Source organism: Hymenobacter wooponensis (assembly GCF_004745865.1).
GTDB classification, from domain to species: domain Bacteria; phylum Bacteroidota; class Bacteroidia; order Cytophagales; family Hymenobacteraceae; genus Hymenobacter; species Hymenobacter wooponensis.
The window spans coordinates 89,548-106,376 of the sequence record NZ_SRKZ01000009.1; the positions used below are offsets into that span (position 1 = coordinate 89,548).

Annotated in this window: 18 protein-coding genes; 9 read left to right on the forward strand and 9 right to left on the reverse strand. The window is 60.5% G+C overall.

Annotation, left to right across the window (positions count from 1 at the left end; genetic code table 11):
• The first annotated feature begins 21 nt into the window (after positions 1-21).
• From EU557_RS23690 to EU557_RS23725, 8 genes are all read left to right on the forward strand, one after another.
• Entirely contained in the window at positions 22-750 is a 729-nt protein-coding gene (locus tag EU557_RS23690; RefSeq protein WP_135532945.1) for an SDR family NAD(P)-dependent oxidoreductase, read from the forward strand.
• 52 nt (positions 751-802) lie between these two features.
• Complete coding sequence (locus EU557_RS23695; RefSeq protein ID WP_044019260.1) at positions 803-2,002, forward strand: family 1 glycosylhydrolase; 1,200 nt, start codon at positions 803-805, stop codon at positions 2,000-2,002.
• Between the two features lie 12 nt (positions 2,003-2,014).
• The gene (locus EU557_RS23700; RefSeq protein ID WP_135436990.1) at positions 2,015-2,692 is read left to right on the forward strand and encodes a hypothetical protein; all 678 of its coding nucleotides are present in this window, start codon (positions 2,015-2,017) and stop codon (positions 2,690-2,692) included.
• A 31-nt stretch (positions 2,693-2,723) separates the two neighbouring features.
• Positions 2,724-3,425, forward strand: a complete 702-nt coding sequence (locus tag EU557_RS23705; protein ID WP_052381929.1) for a DUF1345 domain-containing protein — start codon at positions 2,724-2,726, stop codon at positions 3,423-3,425.
• A gap of 81 nt (positions 3,426-3,506) precedes the next feature.
• Positions 3,507-4,442, forward strand: a complete 936-nt coding sequence (locus tag EU557_RS23710; RefSeq protein ID WP_044019258.1) for a bestrophin family protein — start codon at positions 3,507-3,509, stop codon at positions 4,440-4,442.
• Positions 4,429-5,412 carry a YfiM family lipoprotein gene (locus EU557_RS23715; RefSeq protein WP_135532947.1) on the forward strand — a complete coding sequence of 328 codons (984 nt, stop codon included), beginning with the start codon at positions 4,429-4,431 and terminating at the stop codon, positions 5,410-5,412. The genes EU557_RS23710 and EU557_RS23715 overlap by 14 nt, the downstream gene beginning before the upstream one ends.
• Before the next feature lie 101 nt (positions 5,413-5,513).
• Complete coding sequence (locus EU557_RS23720) at positions 5,514-5,897, forward strand: hypothetical protein (RefSeq protein ID WP_044019257.1); 384 nt, start codon at positions 5,514-5,516, stop codon at positions 5,895-5,897.
• A gap of 449 nt (positions 5,898-6,346) precedes the next feature.
• Positions 6,347-7,081, forward strand: coding sequence for a phosphatase PAP2 family protein (locus EU557_RS23725; protein ID WP_135532949.1), 735 nt, complete (start codon positions 6,347-6,349; stop codon positions 7,079-7,081).
• A gap of 44 nt (positions 7,082-7,125) precedes the next feature.
• Here EU557_RS23725 and EU557_RS23730 read toward each other — a convergent pair whose 3' ends face one another.
• The 9 genes from EU557_RS23730 to EU557_RS23770 form a co-directional block, all read right to left on the reverse strand.
• Positions 7,126-7,650: a Pycsar system effector family protein gene (locus EU557_RS23730; RefSeq protein ID WP_135436994.1), complete on the reverse strand. Its 525-nt coding sequence runs from the start codon at positions 7,648-7,650 to the stop codon at positions 7,126-7,128.
• On the reverse strand, positions 7,651-8,388 hold the full coding sequence (locus EU557_RS23735; protein WP_135436995.1) for an adenylate/guanylate cyclase domain-containing protein: 738 nt from the start codon (positions 8,386-8,388) through the stop codon (positions 7,651-7,653).
• A gap of 92 nt (positions 8,389-8,480) precedes the next feature.
• Positions 8,481-9,242 (reverse strand): SMODS-associated NUDIX domain-containing protein, encoded by a 762-nt coding sequence (locus tag EU557_RS23740; protein WP_135436996.1) that lies wholly within the window; start codon positions 9,240-9,242, stop codon positions 8,481-8,483.
• A 27-nt stretch (positions 9,243-9,269) separates the two neighbouring features.
• A complete protein-coding gene (locus EU557_RS23745; RefSeq protein WP_135436997.1) occupies positions 9,270-10,154 on the reverse strand; it encodes an AAA family ATPase in 885 nt (294 codons plus the stop codon).
• The gene (locus tag EU557_RS23750) at positions 10,154-10,654 is read right to left on the reverse strand and encodes an HORMA-1 domain-containing protein (RefSeq protein WP_135436998.1); all 501 of its coding nucleotides are present in this window, start codon (positions 10,652-10,654) and stop codon (positions 10,154-10,156) included. The genes EU557_RS23745 and EU557_RS23750 overlap by 1 nt, the downstream gene beginning before the upstream one ends.
• Positions 10,655-10,662: 8 nt before the next feature.
• Positions 10,663-11,628 carry a CBASS oligonucleotide cyclase gene (locus EU557_RS23755; protein ID WP_135436999.1) on the reverse strand — a complete coding sequence of 322 codons (966 nt, stop codon included), beginning with the start codon at positions 11,626-11,628 and terminating at the stop codon, positions 10,663-10,665.
• 54 nt (positions 11,629-11,682) lie between these two features.
• Positions 11,683-12,582, reverse strand: coding sequence for a hypothetical protein (locus EU557_RS23760; protein WP_135532951.1), 900 nt, complete (start codon positions 12,580-12,582; stop codon positions 11,683-11,685).
• The gene (locus EU557_RS23765) at positions 12,494-14,068 is read right to left on the reverse strand and encodes a S8 family peptidase (protein ID WP_135532953.1); all 1,575 of its coding nucleotides are present in this window, start codon (positions 14,066-14,068) and stop codon (positions 12,494-12,496) included. Before EU557_RS23765 ends, EU557_RS23760 begins: the two co-directional genes overlap by 89 nt.
• A 2-nt stretch (positions 14,069-14,070) precedes the next feature.
• Positions 14,071-15,168, reverse strand: coding sequence for an AAA family ATPase (locus EU557_RS23770; RefSeq protein ID WP_135437001.1), 1,098 nt, complete (start codon positions 15,166-15,168; stop codon positions 14,071-14,073).
• A gap of 1,093 nt (positions 15,169-16,261) precedes the next feature.
• On the opposite strand from EU557_RS23770, the gene EU557_RS23775 reads away from it, so the two are divergent.
• On the forward strand, positions 16,262-16,645 hold the full coding sequence (locus EU557_RS23775; protein ID WP_281062617.1) for a DUF6122 family protein: 384 nt from the start codon (positions 16,262-16,264) through the stop codon (positions 16,643-16,645).
• The last annotated feature ends 184 nt before the right edge of the window (positions 16,646-16,829 follow it).

Genomic DNA, 16,829 nt, shown 5'->3' on the forward strand with positions numbered 1-16,829 from the left:
ACAACCCGACCCAACAACGCGATGCGCTTCACCGACAAAATATGCCTCGTCACCGGCGGCGGCTCCGGCATCGGCCGGGCGGCCTGCCAGCAGCTGGCCGCTGAAGGCGGCACCGTCGTCGTCCTGGACCGCGACGAAACCACGGCCGAGGAGACTGCGGCCCTCATTGCAGAAGGCGGCGGTCTGGCCCGGGCTATCCAGGTTGATTTAGGCCTAGTGGCCGAGATAGAAGCGGCCATGAGTACCGTAGTAGATGCCTACGGCCGGGTGGACGTGCTGGTCAACAACGCGGCCATGATGACTTTCAAGCCGATTTCGGAATTGGGTGTCGATGAGTGGGACCTGGTCATGGCCGTGAACCTGCGGGCCGTGTTTCTACTCAGCAAACTCTGCCTGCCCCACATGCGGAGCGGGGCCATCGTCAACATCAGCTCGGTGCATGCGCAGGAAACCACGGCCAACGTGATTCCCTACGCGGCCAGCAAAGGGGCCCTGGAGGCTTTCACGCGAGGCATGAGCCAGGAGTACCCGGCCGGCCACGTGCGCACCAACTGCGTGGCCCCGGGGGCCGTGGACACACCCATGCTCTGGAATAACCCCAACGTGAAAAGCGGCAAGGAGAAGATAGAGGGCGAGGTAGGCCACCCCGAAGACATTGCCGGCGCCATCTGCTACCTGGCCTCGGCCGAGGCCCACTACATCAACGGCACCACCCTGGTCGTGGACGGCGGCCGGCTCAGCATCTTGTAACCGCCTCCCCGCACACACTTTTCCATTTCCGCTTAAACTTATCCCCAAGCCCATGAGCGCCTTCATGTTTGCCACCGGCATCGAAAACAGCTACCCCACTATCAAACTGCCGGACGGCACGAGGCAGCGGGTGGACGAGCTGGAGAAAACCGGCCATTACGAGCGCTGGCGCGAAGACTTCGCCCTGGTCAAGGAAATGGGCATTGAGTTCCTGCGCTACGGCCCGCCCTACTACCGGGTGCATACCGGCCCCAGCCAGTATGACTGGGCCTTTACCGACGAGACCTTCGGCGCCCTGCGCGAGTTGGGCATCACGCCCCTGGTGGACTTGCTGCATTTCGGGCTGCCCGACTGGCTGGGCAACTTCCAGAACCCGGCCTTTCCCGAGCACTTCGCCGCCTACGCCGGGGCCTTTGCCGCCCGGTTCCCGGACCTGCAGTTCTACACGCCCATCAACGAAATCTTCGTCACCACCATGTTTTCGGCCCAGTACGGCTGGTGGAACGAGTGCCTGGCCAGCGACCAGGCCTTTGTGACGGCCCTCAAGCACGTGTGCCGGGCCAATGTGCTGGCCATGCAGGCCATCCTGGCCGTGCAGCCGGGAGCCACCTTCATTCAAAGCGAGTCGGCCGAGTACTTCCACCCCGAAACGCCCGCCGCGCGGCCCCTGGCCAACTTTCTCAATCAGAAGCGCTTCCTGAGCCTCGATTTAACCTACGGCTACCCCGTGAGCGTGGCCATGTACGAGTTCCTGCTCAAAAACGGCATGACGGATGCGGAGTACCACTGGTTTGACGACCAGAACATCAAGGCCAAGTGCATCATGGGTACGGACTACTACCGCACCAACGAGCGTATGGTGCGCGAGGACGGCAGCACCTACCCGGCCGGGGACGTGTTCGGCTACTACGTCATTGCCAAGCAGTACTACGACCGCTACCGCATGCCGCTGATGCACACCGAAACCAATTTGTGGGAACCCGACGCCGTGAACTGGCTCTGGCGGCAGTGGGCCAACGCCTACCGCCTCAAGCAGGACGGCATTCCCCTGGTGGGCTTCACCTGGTACTCGCTGCTCGACCAAGTGGACTGGGACACGGCCCTGCGCGAAAACAACGGCCGCGTTAACCCGCTGGGCCTCTACGACCTGGACCGCAAGATACGGCCCGTGGGCCGGGCCTACCAGCGCCTGATTGCTCAGTGGAAAGACGTACTCCGGGACGAGAGCTACGGCGTGCACATCAACTATTAGCCCCCTCTTGCCATGCCTGCTTTCTTAGCACCTTTGCGCCGGGTACGCATCCTGTTGCTGGGGGCCGGGGCCCTGCTGCTGGGCTTTTGCGGTCACCCCCGCAACGAGCAGCACGCGGAACCCGCGCGCCCGGCCGTGGCCCCGGCCGACTCGGGCCACGTAGACGCGCCCGTGGAGCACGCCACCGCCACCGGCATTCTGCAGCGGTTGCAGGAGAGCCTGGACGGCCTCTCGCTGAACGGCCGGGCCGACCATGACTTTGCCCACCTGGCGCTGGAATACACCCACGCCGGCCTGGATCTGGCCAACCTGACGGTAGAGCGGAGCGCTTCCGATTCCCTGCGGGCCCTGGCCCGGCGGGTGCGCCCCGGCCAGGAGCATCTGCTCCCCGAATTGGAAGCCATTGTTTCCCGCCAGCATCATCTTCACACCAATCACCGCCTGGATCCGGCCACGCCGTTTGCCCGCGCCACCGCATTGCTACGCCGCGATTTGGCGCACGCTTGCGCGGCACTTCCTGCTTCCAAGGCAGATTCTGCCGCTCAACTGGCGGCCGCATGGCGCGTGTACCAAACGAGCCTCACCCGTTTGGCACAGCTGCAATTGCGTTACGGGCAGGATTTCCGTCTACGAGAAATAGCCCGCTTGCTAAGCCCGCTGGCTGCCAGCCCTGGGCGGAGGCATCCCTAACATACCAAGTGGCCATTGTTTACTCGGACCTATGCCTGTTTTACGCCTGCTTTCCCCCCGGCACCTGCTGGCCCATCTGCGTCACCTCTCGGCCCGGCAGCGCCTGCTCGTAGCCGCCGGCCTGGGCGGCCTGAGCTGGCTGCTGCTGCTGCCGTTTTCCTTGCAGGCGGCCACGCGCCTGGTGGCCGCCTGGGACGTGTTTTGCTCCGGCATTCTGAGTTTGCTGTGGGCCGCCATGTACCGGGCCGACGCGGCCCATATCCGGCGCGTCGCCACCCGGCAGGATCCCGGCCGGACCTGGACCTTCGTGGCCGTGCTGGCCGGCAGCAGTGCCGCGCTGCTGGCCGTGGTGGTGCTGCTTTCGGGGCTGGCTTCCATGCGCGGGCCCGAAGTGAGCTACCATGTGGGGTTGTCCGCCGGGGCAGTGGTCGGGGCCTGGCTGCTGGTGCACACCGTGTTTGCTCTGCGCTACGCCCACGCCTACTTCAGCGAAAACCTCGCGACCGACCCACCGGATACGCTGGGGGGACTGGAGTTTCCCGGGGAGCCCCCCACCTCGTACTGGGACTTTGCCTACTTCGCCTGCATCGTGGGCATGACCGCCCAGACCGCCGACGTGGCCGTGTCCTCGGCCCGTCTGCGGCGGCTGGTGATGCTGCACGGCCTGTTGGCCTTTGCTTTCAATACCAGCATCGTGGCGCTGGCCATCAACCTGCTGGCCGGACTGCTCTGAGGCGGCGGGCCGTCCAGTTCTCCGGCCAGTGGCTTGCTCACGGCCTGATGATCCTTCGTTGTTTTACCCCGCTGTTACCGCATGTATATCCGTAAGCACATTCACTGGCGTGTTATCTGGGCCTATTCCTGGAAAGACGTGCTGATTTTTCTTGGCTACGATACCCTGCTGGCCGTATTGCACGGGCCGCTGCAGGTACGCTGGCTGGACATTCCCTGGCAGCTCATCAGCATCCTCGGCGTGGCCGTCTCCTTTTACGTGGGCTTCAAGAACAGCAGCTCCTATAATCGGTTTTCCGAGGCCCGCCAGCTGTGGGGCGGTATCGTGAACCGCAGCCGCAGCTGGGCGATGCTGGTACTGGGCAATACCGACCCATTGGGGCCGGCCCTGACGCCGGCGCAAGTGGCCGCACAGCAGCGGCTGATCTACCGGCACCTGGCCTGGGTGAATGCCCTGCGCCTGCACCTGCGCCGCCAGCCTGAGCGGTGGGAGGCGGAGGTGGCCCCTTTCCTGGGCCCGGACGAGTCCGTGTACTTGCGGGCAGTAGCCAATCGGCCGGCCCAGTTGTTACTGCGGCAGACCCATGACTTGCGCCAGGCAGCCGGTCTCTACACCGAGTTGCAGCAGCGCACCCTTACCGAAGACCTGCGGGAGCTCACCAATCTGCAGGGTGGCTGCGAGCGCATCAAAAACACACCGTTTCCCCGGCAGTATGCCTTTTCCAGCGCTGCGTTCGTCTGGCTCTTTATTGCCCTGCTGCCCCTGGGCTTGCTGGCCGAGTTCGAGAAGCTGGGCCACGGGCAGTACTGGATGACGATTCCGTTCTCGGTGCTGGTGTCCTGGGTGTTTGTGACCATGGAATTGGTGGGCCACATCAGTGAGGACCCGTTTGAGAATCGCATGAACGACGTGCCCATGACGGCGCTCTGCCGCACCATCGAGATTGACCTGCGCCAGATGCTGGGCGAGCAGCAGGTGCCCGCGCCCGTACAGCCCGTGGAGGATGTACTGCTGTAACCTGACTGGCCGCCTACCCTGCGGGGCGGGGTGGCGGCGGGCCGCAGGTGGACCCTTGTTGAGCGCGGCCTGGCTAAGCGCGGCTCTGCTGCAGCCCTCCCCCGCCGCCGCCCAAGTGCCCCGATCAAAGAACGAGGACGTCCCCAGTCTGGCCGACTCCAGTCGTCACGCCGCTCGGTTGCCGGTGCTGGCCGGCAGCGTGGCGGTGGTCTATCCCGCGGGGCTGTACCTGCTGGGGCGTAGCTGGTACACCGGGGAGCGGGTTCCGCTGCATTGGTTTAACGACTGGCCCGAATGGAAGCAGCTAGACAAAGCCGGCCACTTCTGGACCGCGTTTCACGAAAGCCGCGCCGCGGTTGACCTGCTGGGCTGGGCCGGGGTGGCCGAGCGCCGCTCCCGCTGGTACGGGAGCTTTGTAGGATTTCTGCTGCAAAGCCCGATTGAGCTGCTGGACGGCCGCTCTCCCGCCTACGGCGCCTCGCCCGGCGACCTGGCGGCCAACCTGGCCGGATCGGTGGGCCTGCTGACCCAGCAGCTGGCCTGGGGCCAGGTGCGGCTGATGCCCAAGGTATCGTTTCACCGCAGCCCCTACGCCGCGCAGCGCCCCGACGTGCTGGGGCGTACCCTGCCCGAGCGCTTGCTCAAGGACTACAACGGCCAAACCTACTGGGTGTGTGCCGACGTGGGCGCGTGGCTGCCGGCCGGCAGCCGCTGGCCACGCTGGCTCCAGCCGGCAGTCGGCTATGGGGCCGACCAATTGCTCTACAACGACCCGGCCCGCAACCAGGCGGCCGGACTGCGCGCCTACCGCCAGTACTACCTGTCGGTGGACGTGGACCTGCGTCGGGTGCCCACACGCTCCCAGGTGCTACGGCGCGTGTTCTACGTAGCCAGCCTCGTGCACCTGCCCGCCCCGGCGTTAGAATGGAACGCCCGGCGGGGCTGGCATGGCCATGGCCTCTATTACTAACGCTGTCCGGGCGGCTTCGCGCCCTTTCCGGGTGTTCTCCTACCTCCGGTTTCCCTCCTTATTTACTGGCCGGGGCGCTGCTCATTTTTAGCTCGTATGGCATGAAGACGTATCTGCCCTTTAATCGGTTCATCGGCCTGGCCGGTCTGGCAGCCGCACTGTTGCTGCCCGGCTGTGGCAATCTGGGCTCGCATAGCCTGACCCTCCGCTTGCAGGTTGCCTTCGACAGCACGGCCATCCGGATCCATAACCCCACCCGCGCAACGTACTACCACGCGCAAGTGGAAGTAAATGATGCCTTTGCGGCCGCATTAGGCACCCTTGCCCCGGGCGCCCACCGGCGGCTTTCCTTGGACAGCCTGCGCACCGACCAGGGCCAAGGGTTGTCAAGGGAAGTGCAGCTGGAGCGGCTTACGCTCTACGCCCAGGACAGCGTCGGCAACTATGATGCGCTTATCCTGGATCCCGTTCCTGCCGGCCGATGAAGTCCGGCGTAGGAGTCAGCGTTTTATACCGGGGCAGAACGCCAGAAACTCGTAGCGGTCCAGCAGCACCGCGCGGCAGGGCAGCTACGAGTAAGCGGCCCGCCACGGCCAAACGACCTGTGGCTTTGCGGGGTTCGTGCTCAGCCCCAGCGACGGCAGCTCGTTGCAGACGGCGTCTTTGCTGCTGTGCGCCAGGGGAACTACGCCCGCTCTCATTATGGTTAGGCGGGTATGTGTGCGCATCATACCCCGACTCGAAAACTGCTCCGACTAGGCCTCTACGCGGCGGTCGGCGCCTGGATCCTCTACTCCCAAGCCGGCGGTTTCTAGCCCGGCGCATGGGGCCGTTTTTGGGAATGCGCTACGCAGGAACCGGGTGCACAACGCACCTAGCATAGGCCAACGGTGCCGCTACCTTGTGTATCTTCCGGGGTTGTCCCCTGCACTGTATGCTCCCTGTTCGTCTTTGCTGGCCCGCTGTCGGCGTGGCCGTCTGCCCGCTGACGCCAGCGCCCGTCGCGGGGCAGGTGCTGCATTCCCCTGTTGTGCCTGATTCCGTGGGCCGGCGCCTGGAGGTAGAGCCCCGGCCGTCGCCGCTCCGGCGCGCGGCGCAGTGGGCCGGGCGGCCGGCCACCTGGCGCGTGCTGGTACCAGGGCTGTTGGTGGGGGTCGGCCGCCCGGCCCACCACACGCTGGAGCTCAAGACCGATTGGGCGGTGCGCGAGGAACTCGGTGAGCACGTGCCGGCCGTGCGCACCACCCTGGACGACCAGTTGCGCCACGTGCCGGCCGCCGCGGCCCTGGGGCTCAGCCTGGCCGGCGTGCGGGGCGAGCACAGCACGGTGAACCAGGCGTTGCTGTTTGCCCTGACCTACACCATCAACAATACGCTCACCAGCAACCTCAAGCGCCTGACGCGGGTAGAGCGCCCCTACGGCGGCGGCGATTACAGCTCGTTCCCGAGTCAGCACGCCAGCGCGGCGTATTCGGCCGCCTGGCTGTTGGACCGCGAGTACGGGACGCGCAGCGGCTGGTACCGCGTAGGCGGCTACACCGTGGCCACCAGCGTCGCGGCCCTGCGCCTGATCAACGGCAAGCACTGGCTGTCGGACGTCGTCACGGGGGCGGGAATAATGAGTTTCATGTGCGAGGGATTGTTGTCGTTAACTAATCGGGTGTGTTAACCTGCGCGAGTATACCGCCATCCGATGGGCCGGCAGGCAATTCACTAGCAGATCGCTTTTGCCCACCGAATCAGCCAAAAAGCCGTAAAACAGCCCAACAGAATGCTGAAAGTGCAGGTGATAGCCCAGTGAAACAGGCGCTGTTTCGCGTAAGCAATGCAGGCATTGGTGTGAATCTGCTGGGTCAGCAACGCCTGGCTTTCGGTCATAGGCAGGGACAGGCCGGTCACACGCGCCAGCTCGGCCTGCAGGCTCGTTACGCTCAGGGCGCTGATGTAGCCAAAGTACAGGGCATTGGGCACGAGCAGCCGCTGGCCGCGGTGCCAAGGCGTTACCAGGCTGGCCCATTTAGTCATGGCAAACAGGGAAGTGAGTACGGCCAGTACAAGACCCGGAATTAGCCAATACGGAATCAGCAGCAGCAAAGAAGGGTTACCAATGGAAGACAAGCTCTGCACGAGGCCAATGATAGCGGCTCCGTTCAGGGCAATGAGCGCGGTGTGTTTGGCTTCCAGAAACCGCAGCCACTCGTTGACCGTGGTGAGCAGAAATTTCAGGTTCTCGTCCATTTAGTATAAATCGATTACCTGCGTGAAAGCTACTCCTTTCAGCTGGACCGGGCGAGGGGCGCGGGCCAGCCACCACCGGTCCAAAACCGAGAGGCCCGCGCGGCGGTGTAGGTCATAGCCTCCGTTGACGTAATAGGAAATTTCCTTGTCCACGCCTTCGCCCTCGAGCCGAAACAGCTCGGTCATGGGCTGGCCGATAGCATAGAATTCGTCCACCGTGGTCTTGCTGTTGTGGTAGTAGAGGAGCTTGCCGTAGTGCAGCGCGATTTTTACGGAATAAGGACTGCTGTGGCGAGCTCGCCCAATCTTTCCCGCACACTGCTCAGCTGCCTGCAGCCACTGATACGCGCTGTGACCCGGAGTAAAGGGCTTGCCAAAAACGGCGATAATCCCATCGCCGATAATCTTTTCGACTTCTCCGTCAAACTCATAAATAATGGGCAGCACCTGAGCGTAGTAAGCATCCAAGATGGTGGCAATCTGGGCGGCTGACATCGTCGCAGTTTTCGTGGAAAAACTGGTGATATCAATGAAGAGCATCGCCAACTCTACGTTCGGATTCGTCACCAGCTGTCGGACAGTGGGTGAAACGGCCTGTAACTCAGAAAAGGCCCGCACATTTTGCACGCCATAGCGATTAAGCGACTCGAGAATGACCCGTCCTTCCTGGCGCATAGCAGACTTGGTAGAGGGGGCAAAGTTTTGGCGTAACTCAGCGGAAAGAGCAAAATTGGGCATAGTATAAAGTGTAGTGCGCAGCCATACATAGGAGGCTAGGCCGATCAATTTTGAAGGAGAATAAGTTTTAGAATGGCGGGCGGGTATCAGGCCTACCCCTCCGAAGAAAGCAGGTAACAGGCATGCTGGCCAATGCGAAAGGGGTCCAGATGCTTGAACTGGTCGTCGCCCAGTCGCTTGATTTGTTCCTCCGTCACCCAGCGCAGCTCGCCCGAGGCGGGCAGCTGCAAATGGCGCAACTCGTGCTCCTGAGCCGCAGTTAACTTTAACTCGAACACCTGGTAAACCATCAGTTCTGTGGCCTGGGTGTGAGGTGAATACGTGAGGGGCCGCCAGACGGTGTACAGGTAGCGGGGGTCGATGGTGGCGAAAGCTTTTGACAGATAGCCAGGCTCCACTAACTCTTCCTGAAACTCGCGTTGCTGCGTAGTCTCCCGGTCTTTCTCGGACACAAACCAGTTGAGAAAGGGAATCAGGTTTTTGCCTAGCACCCGGACCCGTAGGTCGTCACGGCTGTGGATGTCGATGGGCATGATTTCATCTTCCCGCACATCCCACTTGGTAAACTGATCGCGCACCGCCTGCGAGTCGTGCTTATAAACACCTCCCACCGGCTGGTATTGGTTGATGCGCCGGCCTTTAACCAGCAGGTAACGCCCATCAATTCTGATGCGAAACAGATAGGAAATCGATACCCGTACGTGCGTAGAAGCCAACTGACGCTTGCTGGTGTAGAGCAGCTTCATCCGTTTCCAAAAGCTGGGACCACGCTTTTCCCGCTCGGATTCAAACAATTTAGGAGCTAACCACGCACCGCTTTTCAAGAGCGGCACTAGTACCTGAAGAAACGTCATAGGGGGCAAGGCGGAGTTAATCGTACGCTACTTAATAGCCGGACTAGGCTGCATGTGCTGCAAGGTGCTTTTAAGAATAGCTGCCGTCAGCGGTTGGGTTGGATAGGCCTGTGCGATGGCTTCGGGTAAGAAGCGAAGGCGCAAATCCGAGAAGGAATAGCCCAGACCCTGATTTTTCTCCGGACCGGTTAGGTGTACCAGCTCTTCCATTTCCTTGCTGGTTAGCTTCACTCCTTGGAGTTCCTTTTGCAGCAGTTCCCGGCGCTCGTCCTCGGACGGGCGATCAAAGGTCATAATAACCGCGGCCCGCCGCACGATGGCCTCATCCAGGAAGTGCAGCCGGTTGGTGGAGAGCATCACCACGGCCCGCCCCTTGAGGCTGCGCAGGTCGTCAATTTTCTGAATCAGCGTATTGACGGCTGCTTTCTCTTCCTGGTGCATCTGACTGGTCGAGCGAGTAGTAGCAATGGCATCGGCCTCGTCAATGAGCAGGAAGGCAATGCCCTCTTTCGATTCTTTTTTCAAGCGGTCAAAGGCCTCGTTTACTAGTTGGGCCATCTGCCCGTGCAGTCCCTCGCCCCGCACCCGGGTGCTGAGCTTAATGAAGTAGCCGTCGCGCTTGAGTTCGCGGGCAATCTGGTCGGCAATGGCCTCGGCCGAGGCCGTCTTGCCGGTGCCCGCGTCACCTTCCAAAATTACCAGCGGGTAGCGGTCAGTCAAGGAGGAGAGAATGGGCAGCGCGGCCCCATGATGCAGCTGGCTCCAGCTACGCAACCCATCCGGGTCCAGCAGCAGGCGCAGGTTGAAGTGGATGCGTTCGAAGCGCTTGGTAAAGCCAATAAGCGACGCGGCCCGCTGCTGGATCTCGCGGCTGGGTATTTCGGTAACGTTGTCGAAAATAGTAGTCGCCATTACTGGAAGTTTTCTTTGTTGAGTTCGTAGCCCTTGCTGGCGTAGCCCTGCGCCGACGAGCGCTGCAGGTGCGAGTAGGACGTGTCGATGCTGGACACGCCCCAGTTTATATTCATTTTCTCCTGCAGGGCCTGCTTTTTCGTGGCGTCCAGCCCTTGCCAGGTTGCGTTAGGGCAAATGACCAGGTTCAGCGAACTGCCTGCTACGTCCGGCCAGTCGTTCCCACCGGCCCGGTCGCCGCTCAGAGCGCTACCCGCTTCATTGACTGTGTAGCGAGCGGCCTGTAGCACTTTACCCAGGGAATTGGTCAGCACAATATCTACCCGGTCCAAGTAGTATCCTTCGGCCCAGGTCAGCACATCCTGACAATATTCTTCTACCTGGGTCTGGGTGAGTTTGCCGGTGCGCCGGGCAATCATGCGCAAGTCAGCTTCGAAATTGCCGAAGGTTTTGCGGACGTCAGTTACCGTGTAGGTGGCGGTTTGCGTGGTCGTATACATGGAGGCAGTTAGTTTTCTTCTATCGTGAAGCTGGGGCCGAATAACTCGGTCCACTCCTCCGTGGTAGCTCCCAGTGTCGGGCAGGACTGCGCGATGTTCAGCCCGTCAAAAGCCGTATCGGCCGCCTTGACCACGGCGGCCCAGGCATCGTTGTCCATCTTACTGGCGGCGTTGTTTTCGTTGTTGGTGGGATCCGCAATGAAAACCGGGTTGGTAAAGCGCGGCACGCTGTTGATGGCAGAAGGGAAAGTGATAACCGGGAAGTTGCGGCCGCTTACGAACTGAAAGAAGCGAATCAGGCCTTCTTCGATATTGGTTTCAGCCCCGTAGGTATCGTCCAGATAGGCCGCGATCAACTCAATGGTAAATGAGGTGAGGCCCGGCTTTAGGCCCTGGCGGTTGCGCCACCATTTCAGAGCCCGCACGATGGAAGTGTACGAGGCGTTTTGCTTGCGGGCCTTTAGGTTGGCATCGAGTTGCTTGTCGATGCTGGTGATGAAACGCCCGCCCCCACCCCGCTCCGGCTGCCAGACGTAGGTGCTGGGCGTGTCCGGCACCACCGGCACGATGTCGACTTCCAGTCCAGTCCCCACGAATTTGATTTTGATGGCCTTGGTCTTGCCTTCGGCTTCCACGTCACCCTCATCCTTGGTAGGGTAAATTTCGCGTAGGTACTGAGCCACGTAGTCGTGCAGCTTGTCCACATCGCTTTTCAGCGTGTCGTCGCCGTCCACAAATAGTACCAGGTCAACGTCCACTGGGTGCTCGCCCTTGGGACGCAGCACGGTGTGCTTTTTCCAGGAGCCGGCAATCACGAAGCGGGTAACTTTCATGCCGGTGCTGGTGTCGTCCTTGATTTTGGCTTTAAGCCGGTCCCGCAGGTTTTCAATCTGGTCCCGGTACTTGCCCATGTCGTCGCGATGGAGCTTGATGCGGTTAATGAAATGGCCCAGTTGGGCGTTGTCGAGCTTCATAGGCGGAATAAGAAGTAAAGCAGGCGGTTAGTGATAGAAAAGCAAGTTGGTAAGCTACTCCGTAGTTGGCTCGGGTGCCGGGCCGCCACTGGTGTTGCGCAGATTCAGGTTGACCTCGTTGCGCAGCTGGATGTTGTTATGCTGGAAGTTGTTGAGTGTCAGGCTGCGGGTTACGGAGCTATACACGTCGTGACGCTGCAGGGGATCGCGGATGGTCACAATGAGGCAGAACTCCTGGGAGAGCACCTCGCCGTCGGCCGCGGCGGCCGCTTCCGCCGCGTGCGAAAACAGGCCCTTGAGCTCGAGGTACCACTTCTTGGGCGCCGTCAGCCCGCGTACCCGGTGCGCCTCGGTCATTTCCTGCAGGTTGATGGCGAATTTCTTAATCGGGTGGTACTTGCCCAAGTCGTCGCGCAGTTGCCGCTCGGCCGTGAACGGGTGGTCGATGTAGCGCTGGAACTTGGCGGCGTAGTTGCTGGAGAGCAGCAGATTGTAGGGATTAAGCTTGCCGATGGGGTTGGAGATGGTACGCTTGGTCGTGTCGCGCAGGCGAATCCGGTCGTAGGTGCCGAAGGACACGTCAATGTTGGACTGGCAGTACTCGGCGCCCTGGTTGCCGTCCAGGCGCGGGTCGGTGACCAAGGTGACCGTAACCTCCCCGTAGAACTGGCCCTCGTCGTTGAGTAAGACGTCGGGAAACGGAAAGTCGAGGATCTCAATGTAGCCCCCGCGCACGATGTTGTCCTGCAGGATCAGCGTGCTTTCGTGGGGCGAATTGAAAATGATGTCGTCCACGGAGCTCGGCAACCCGAAGCCCAGTTCGCGCAACCGGTCGCTCGGACTCAGGCTCAGGCCCGGGTGGTATTTAGCCGAGTGAATGGCCAGGGCTTTCAGCAGCAGGGGGTTGAAGTCGCCGGCCACGCGGTGCGAGAGGCCGGCCATCAGCGCCGACACCCGGGGGGGTGGAAAAACTCGTGCCGGCTTGCTGCACCACCCCCCCGGTGAGGGAAAAGGAGTTGACGCCGGTCAGTTTCATGCGCCCGCCGGCCGTGACGCCACCATTCCCCCCGTAGTGCACCAGTTCGGGCTTGATGAGCTTGTTGGGGCCAAACCCCGAGCGCGAGAAGGGCGAGGCGTGGCCTTCGGGCACCAGGTCGTCCGGCCCCTGGCTGTGCGCTACACTGCCCACCACTAAGGAGCGCACGGAATCGGCCGAAATAGGAATGCGCCGCTTGGGGGCAGCTGAAACGAAGTTGGTGCAGTTGCCCGCCGATTTGCAGATCAGGGCCCCCGTGCGCTGCTGCAGCTCGTCCAGTGACTTGCCGAAGTCCGAGAAGTCCCGGGCGCTGCATTCCATCGTGCCCCCGCCGGACAGGTTCCACAGCAGCACGTCGGGGTGGGCCAACACCGCGTTCTGGATGTTTTCCAGCAACTCATCCTCGTCAATTTCCAGCCCCGGCCGCGGAAACACGGTGGCATCGAGCAGCTTAAACTCGCCAACCCCCACCCAGCTGCGCTGCTCCAGCTCGTCGCCGTATAGCAGCACGCCGGCCACAAAAGTGCCGTGGGAGCGGTCAACTTCTGGTTCGCGATAAGCGCTATAGCGCCGCGCGTCCAGCCACGGGGCCAGGTGGGGAATAGGAGCAATGCCCGAATCCAGTACGCCGACCGTCAGGTAGTCCTGACCTGCCACCGGGGTTTTCACCGGCAGCTCCAGGCCGCTGCTCAGCTCGTCGAGCGTGATACGGTAAGCCGGCATGGGGTCGATCGAGTACAGCGCCTCAAACTCCTGCACCGTCACGAGGGTATCGGGCCGGACATGCTCCAGCTTGAAAACGGTCAACCCGGAAGTGTAGCGCGTCTTGCGGTAGGCAACCTGGCCCTCGCGCAGGGTCTGCTCAAAGGCACTTTCCACCTGGGCATTCATTTGCCGATCCTGGTAATTCACCAGCTTGACTTTTAGCGGCGTGGAGGTATCCTGGGGTAAATCAATGCGCGGCTGAAATGGTCGAATCTCGTCAATGGCGGATAAACCGATGGAGAAAGCCAGCGGGCGCTCCAGGTTATGGTCGATGAAGGCCACGTGCTCCGGCGAGTCCACTTTGACCAGGAAGTCCAGGTCTTCAGACAGCCCGATGAAGTTGTATTCTTCCTTGCGGTTAAAAATTTTACCTACCTCACCCCGGTGCGACTTGGCCATCGCATCTTCCCGCACTGTTACCTGCACCACGGCCGGAATAAAGCTGCGCTCGGGTCGCCGCGCAGCGATGGATTGGGCCGTAGCGCCCAATGATTGCCGAAACTCGGTAGCCCGGGCTTCCAGCACGTCTTCGGGCAATAACCAGCTGGGTTGGGGGCCGCCGCCCCCAGCTTCGGTTTTGCGCTCGTCCTGGGTGCCGCGCTTGCTAAACAGCTTAATGGGAAGATTCTTGGGTTCCATAACTAGCCTTTCGGATTAAAATAGTTGCGCACCTGGCGCAGGGAAATGTCGAGTAAGTCCGCAATAGCGGCCTGTGACACCCCATGGGCACTCAAAAAGCCGAGCAGGGCTTCCTGAGAGGCTGCTTCATGGTGCTTGTAGTAGTAGAATTGCAACAGCAGGTGTTCGTACTCCAGCTTTGACTTTTTGGCCAGCACGTTCTGGGCAATGGCATTCTGACAGATGGACTTGATGTCGGCCGGGCTGTTGCCCTGTAGCAGTTCGGCCAGGGCCTCCCCTTTTTTGCTGTCCAGGTCAAACCCCAACTCCACGGATTTTAGAAATAGCTGAAGCAGGCGCTGAATGTCGGCTGGCTGGGGCAGGGACACGTCGATGATGCTGTTAAACCGGCGCCAAATGGCCTTATCCAGTAGCTCCTGATGGTTGGTAGCTGCAATCAGGATGTTGGATTCCACAAACTCATCAATGTTTTGCAGCAAGCTGTTGACCACCCGCTTCAGTTCCCCGAGTTCATGTTGGTCGTCCCGGGCCTTGGCGATGGCATCAAACTCATCCAAAAACAGGATACAGGGCTGGCGACTGGCGAATTCGAAAATTTTGCGGATGTTTTTGGCCGTATTACCCAGCAGCGAGGAAACCAGCGAGTCGAGCCGAGCCACCACCAGCGGGAGCTGCATTTGCTGGGCGATGTAATGGGCAATGGTGGTCTTGCCACCGCCGGGGGGGCCGTAGAGTAAAAGAGAAGCCTGCGGAGCTACGCCCGCAGCCTGGAGTTCAGAACGATGCTGCAATCGATTCACAAAGCCGTCGAGCTTGTGACGCAGGTTATCAGAAAGAATAACTGGCAGCTCCAACCCTGGTTGGGGCATCACCAGGTCGGCAATGTTCATGCGGGTCTCCTGATCGACCGGAGCGGTCAGAAGCTGGTCGAGGTACACGGGCTGGGCCTGCTTGCTGTGCAAGGCGCGCAGAATGCGGTCGGCCGCTTTCGTGTCGCCGGCCTTGCGGAGGTTTTCAGCCAGCAGCATAGCGTAACTAAGCACCTTCTGCGAATCCTTGTTAAGGCCGCCTTCAATGATTTTTATGATTTCTGTAAACATGAGTGCTTTTTACGTACTCAAATATACGTAAATCGTTTCCAAAATATCTAAATACGTTTCTAAAAATACGAAATATGTTTCTGGTAGTACTCTGCGCCATGAAAAAGGCCCATGGTAGCCCGCTCACAGCATAACCCGTGTTGCTCGGGGTGTCCCTACCTACGACAATCTGTTGCCTGACCGGCTGGCAGGCGAAGAGCACTGTTTGCAGGCCTATCTATCGGGTAATGGTCAATTATGGCTCATCCGTGAGAGGAGTGCAGTGCTTAGTCACCGCCTTTCCTGTTCGTGTATACTTCTCAGTTTAGCCGAATGACTTTTCTAAACCATCAGGCTGCCATGAGGCAGTTCAGGACCTGGAAATTATGCAAGTAAATCGGCCACACGATGCACGGGCAAAGTGCGTAAGCTCACCTAGCCCTTCCCACCGAATAGCCGACTCTGTGTTGCCTTTCCTGCCCGGAAGGGATAGCAGCGATCTGTTTACGACCTGGGTATTTTAAGCCCGGTAAGGACATTCTGAAGCACAAGCGTCCCCATATAGGCATCGTAGCAAGCTGGGTAACGACATTGGACGCCCCGCTCAAAACGGATGATTCCATCTTTAACTATGCTGCTTCGATGGCGTCGAGCCACGAGGCCGCCCGCAGGGTGCTTGCTCGGGATAAGCTTGCTTACTCGTCCCCAACACGTTTCCTTGCTTCTCTTGCCTGTTTTCAGCTTTATTCGCTATAGCACCGCCGGCCTGATATTGGCACTTGCTGGCTGCCGGTCATCCGCTCTGCCCCCCAAGTTTGCGGCTACTACCGGGTACCGCTCCCCGCGGCCGGTACAGCGCTTTGACACGACGAAATCCCTCTTAGCTCCTACACTGCCCTCTGCGCCGCAGAAGTGGGTACAGCCTGAAGTTCAGCCTGCGACCACAAACACTTCGGTCTACCCCCCTCCGAAAAAAAGGGAGCAGCCGACTCGGCTGGGTAGCTTTCAGCCCAAGCCAACGATTAAGGACACGGTAGGTGGCACCACTCAGCCGTTGGTTTCGCGTAGGCCCCGGGAGTATGCCTCCCCCAAGTTCTTCAGCGTCCAAACGTTGGTGCATTATGGGCTGCACTTTCTTTTTCCGGCTGTGTTGGCGCTTATTTTCTTTCCCGCGGTGTGGCAAACCGCCTACCTGATCATGCTTGCCACCATGATCATGGACCTGGACCATCTGCTGGCCAAGCCTATCTTCGACCCCTTGCGCTGCAGCATCGGGTATCACCCGCTCCACTCTTTTTATGCCATCCCGGTGTATACGCTGCTGCTCCTGCTACCAGTCACGCAAATTGCCGCCGTAGGCCTGCTGTTCCACCTATTCACGGATATGGTGGATTGCTTGTGGAACTTCAGCCACTGCCGCGCGTGCTACCTCAACTCCCGTATTTATGCCTTGCGCAGCTGGGTAAAGCGGCTCCTAGCCCGTGAGAGGGGTAAGTGAATAGGCAGAGAGGAAGCCTGATGCATTCCCAAAAGTCTTCTAACAAGCTTGATCCGAGCCCTGCCCTACTTTGTGGCAACGACCATGATGATGGCTTGGGACCTCATGCCGGCCGCTTTCGTAGCGCTAGGCGCCGGCTTTGGCTTTGGATAATGAGAAGTACCGGGCGGGCGGCGGCGTCCCC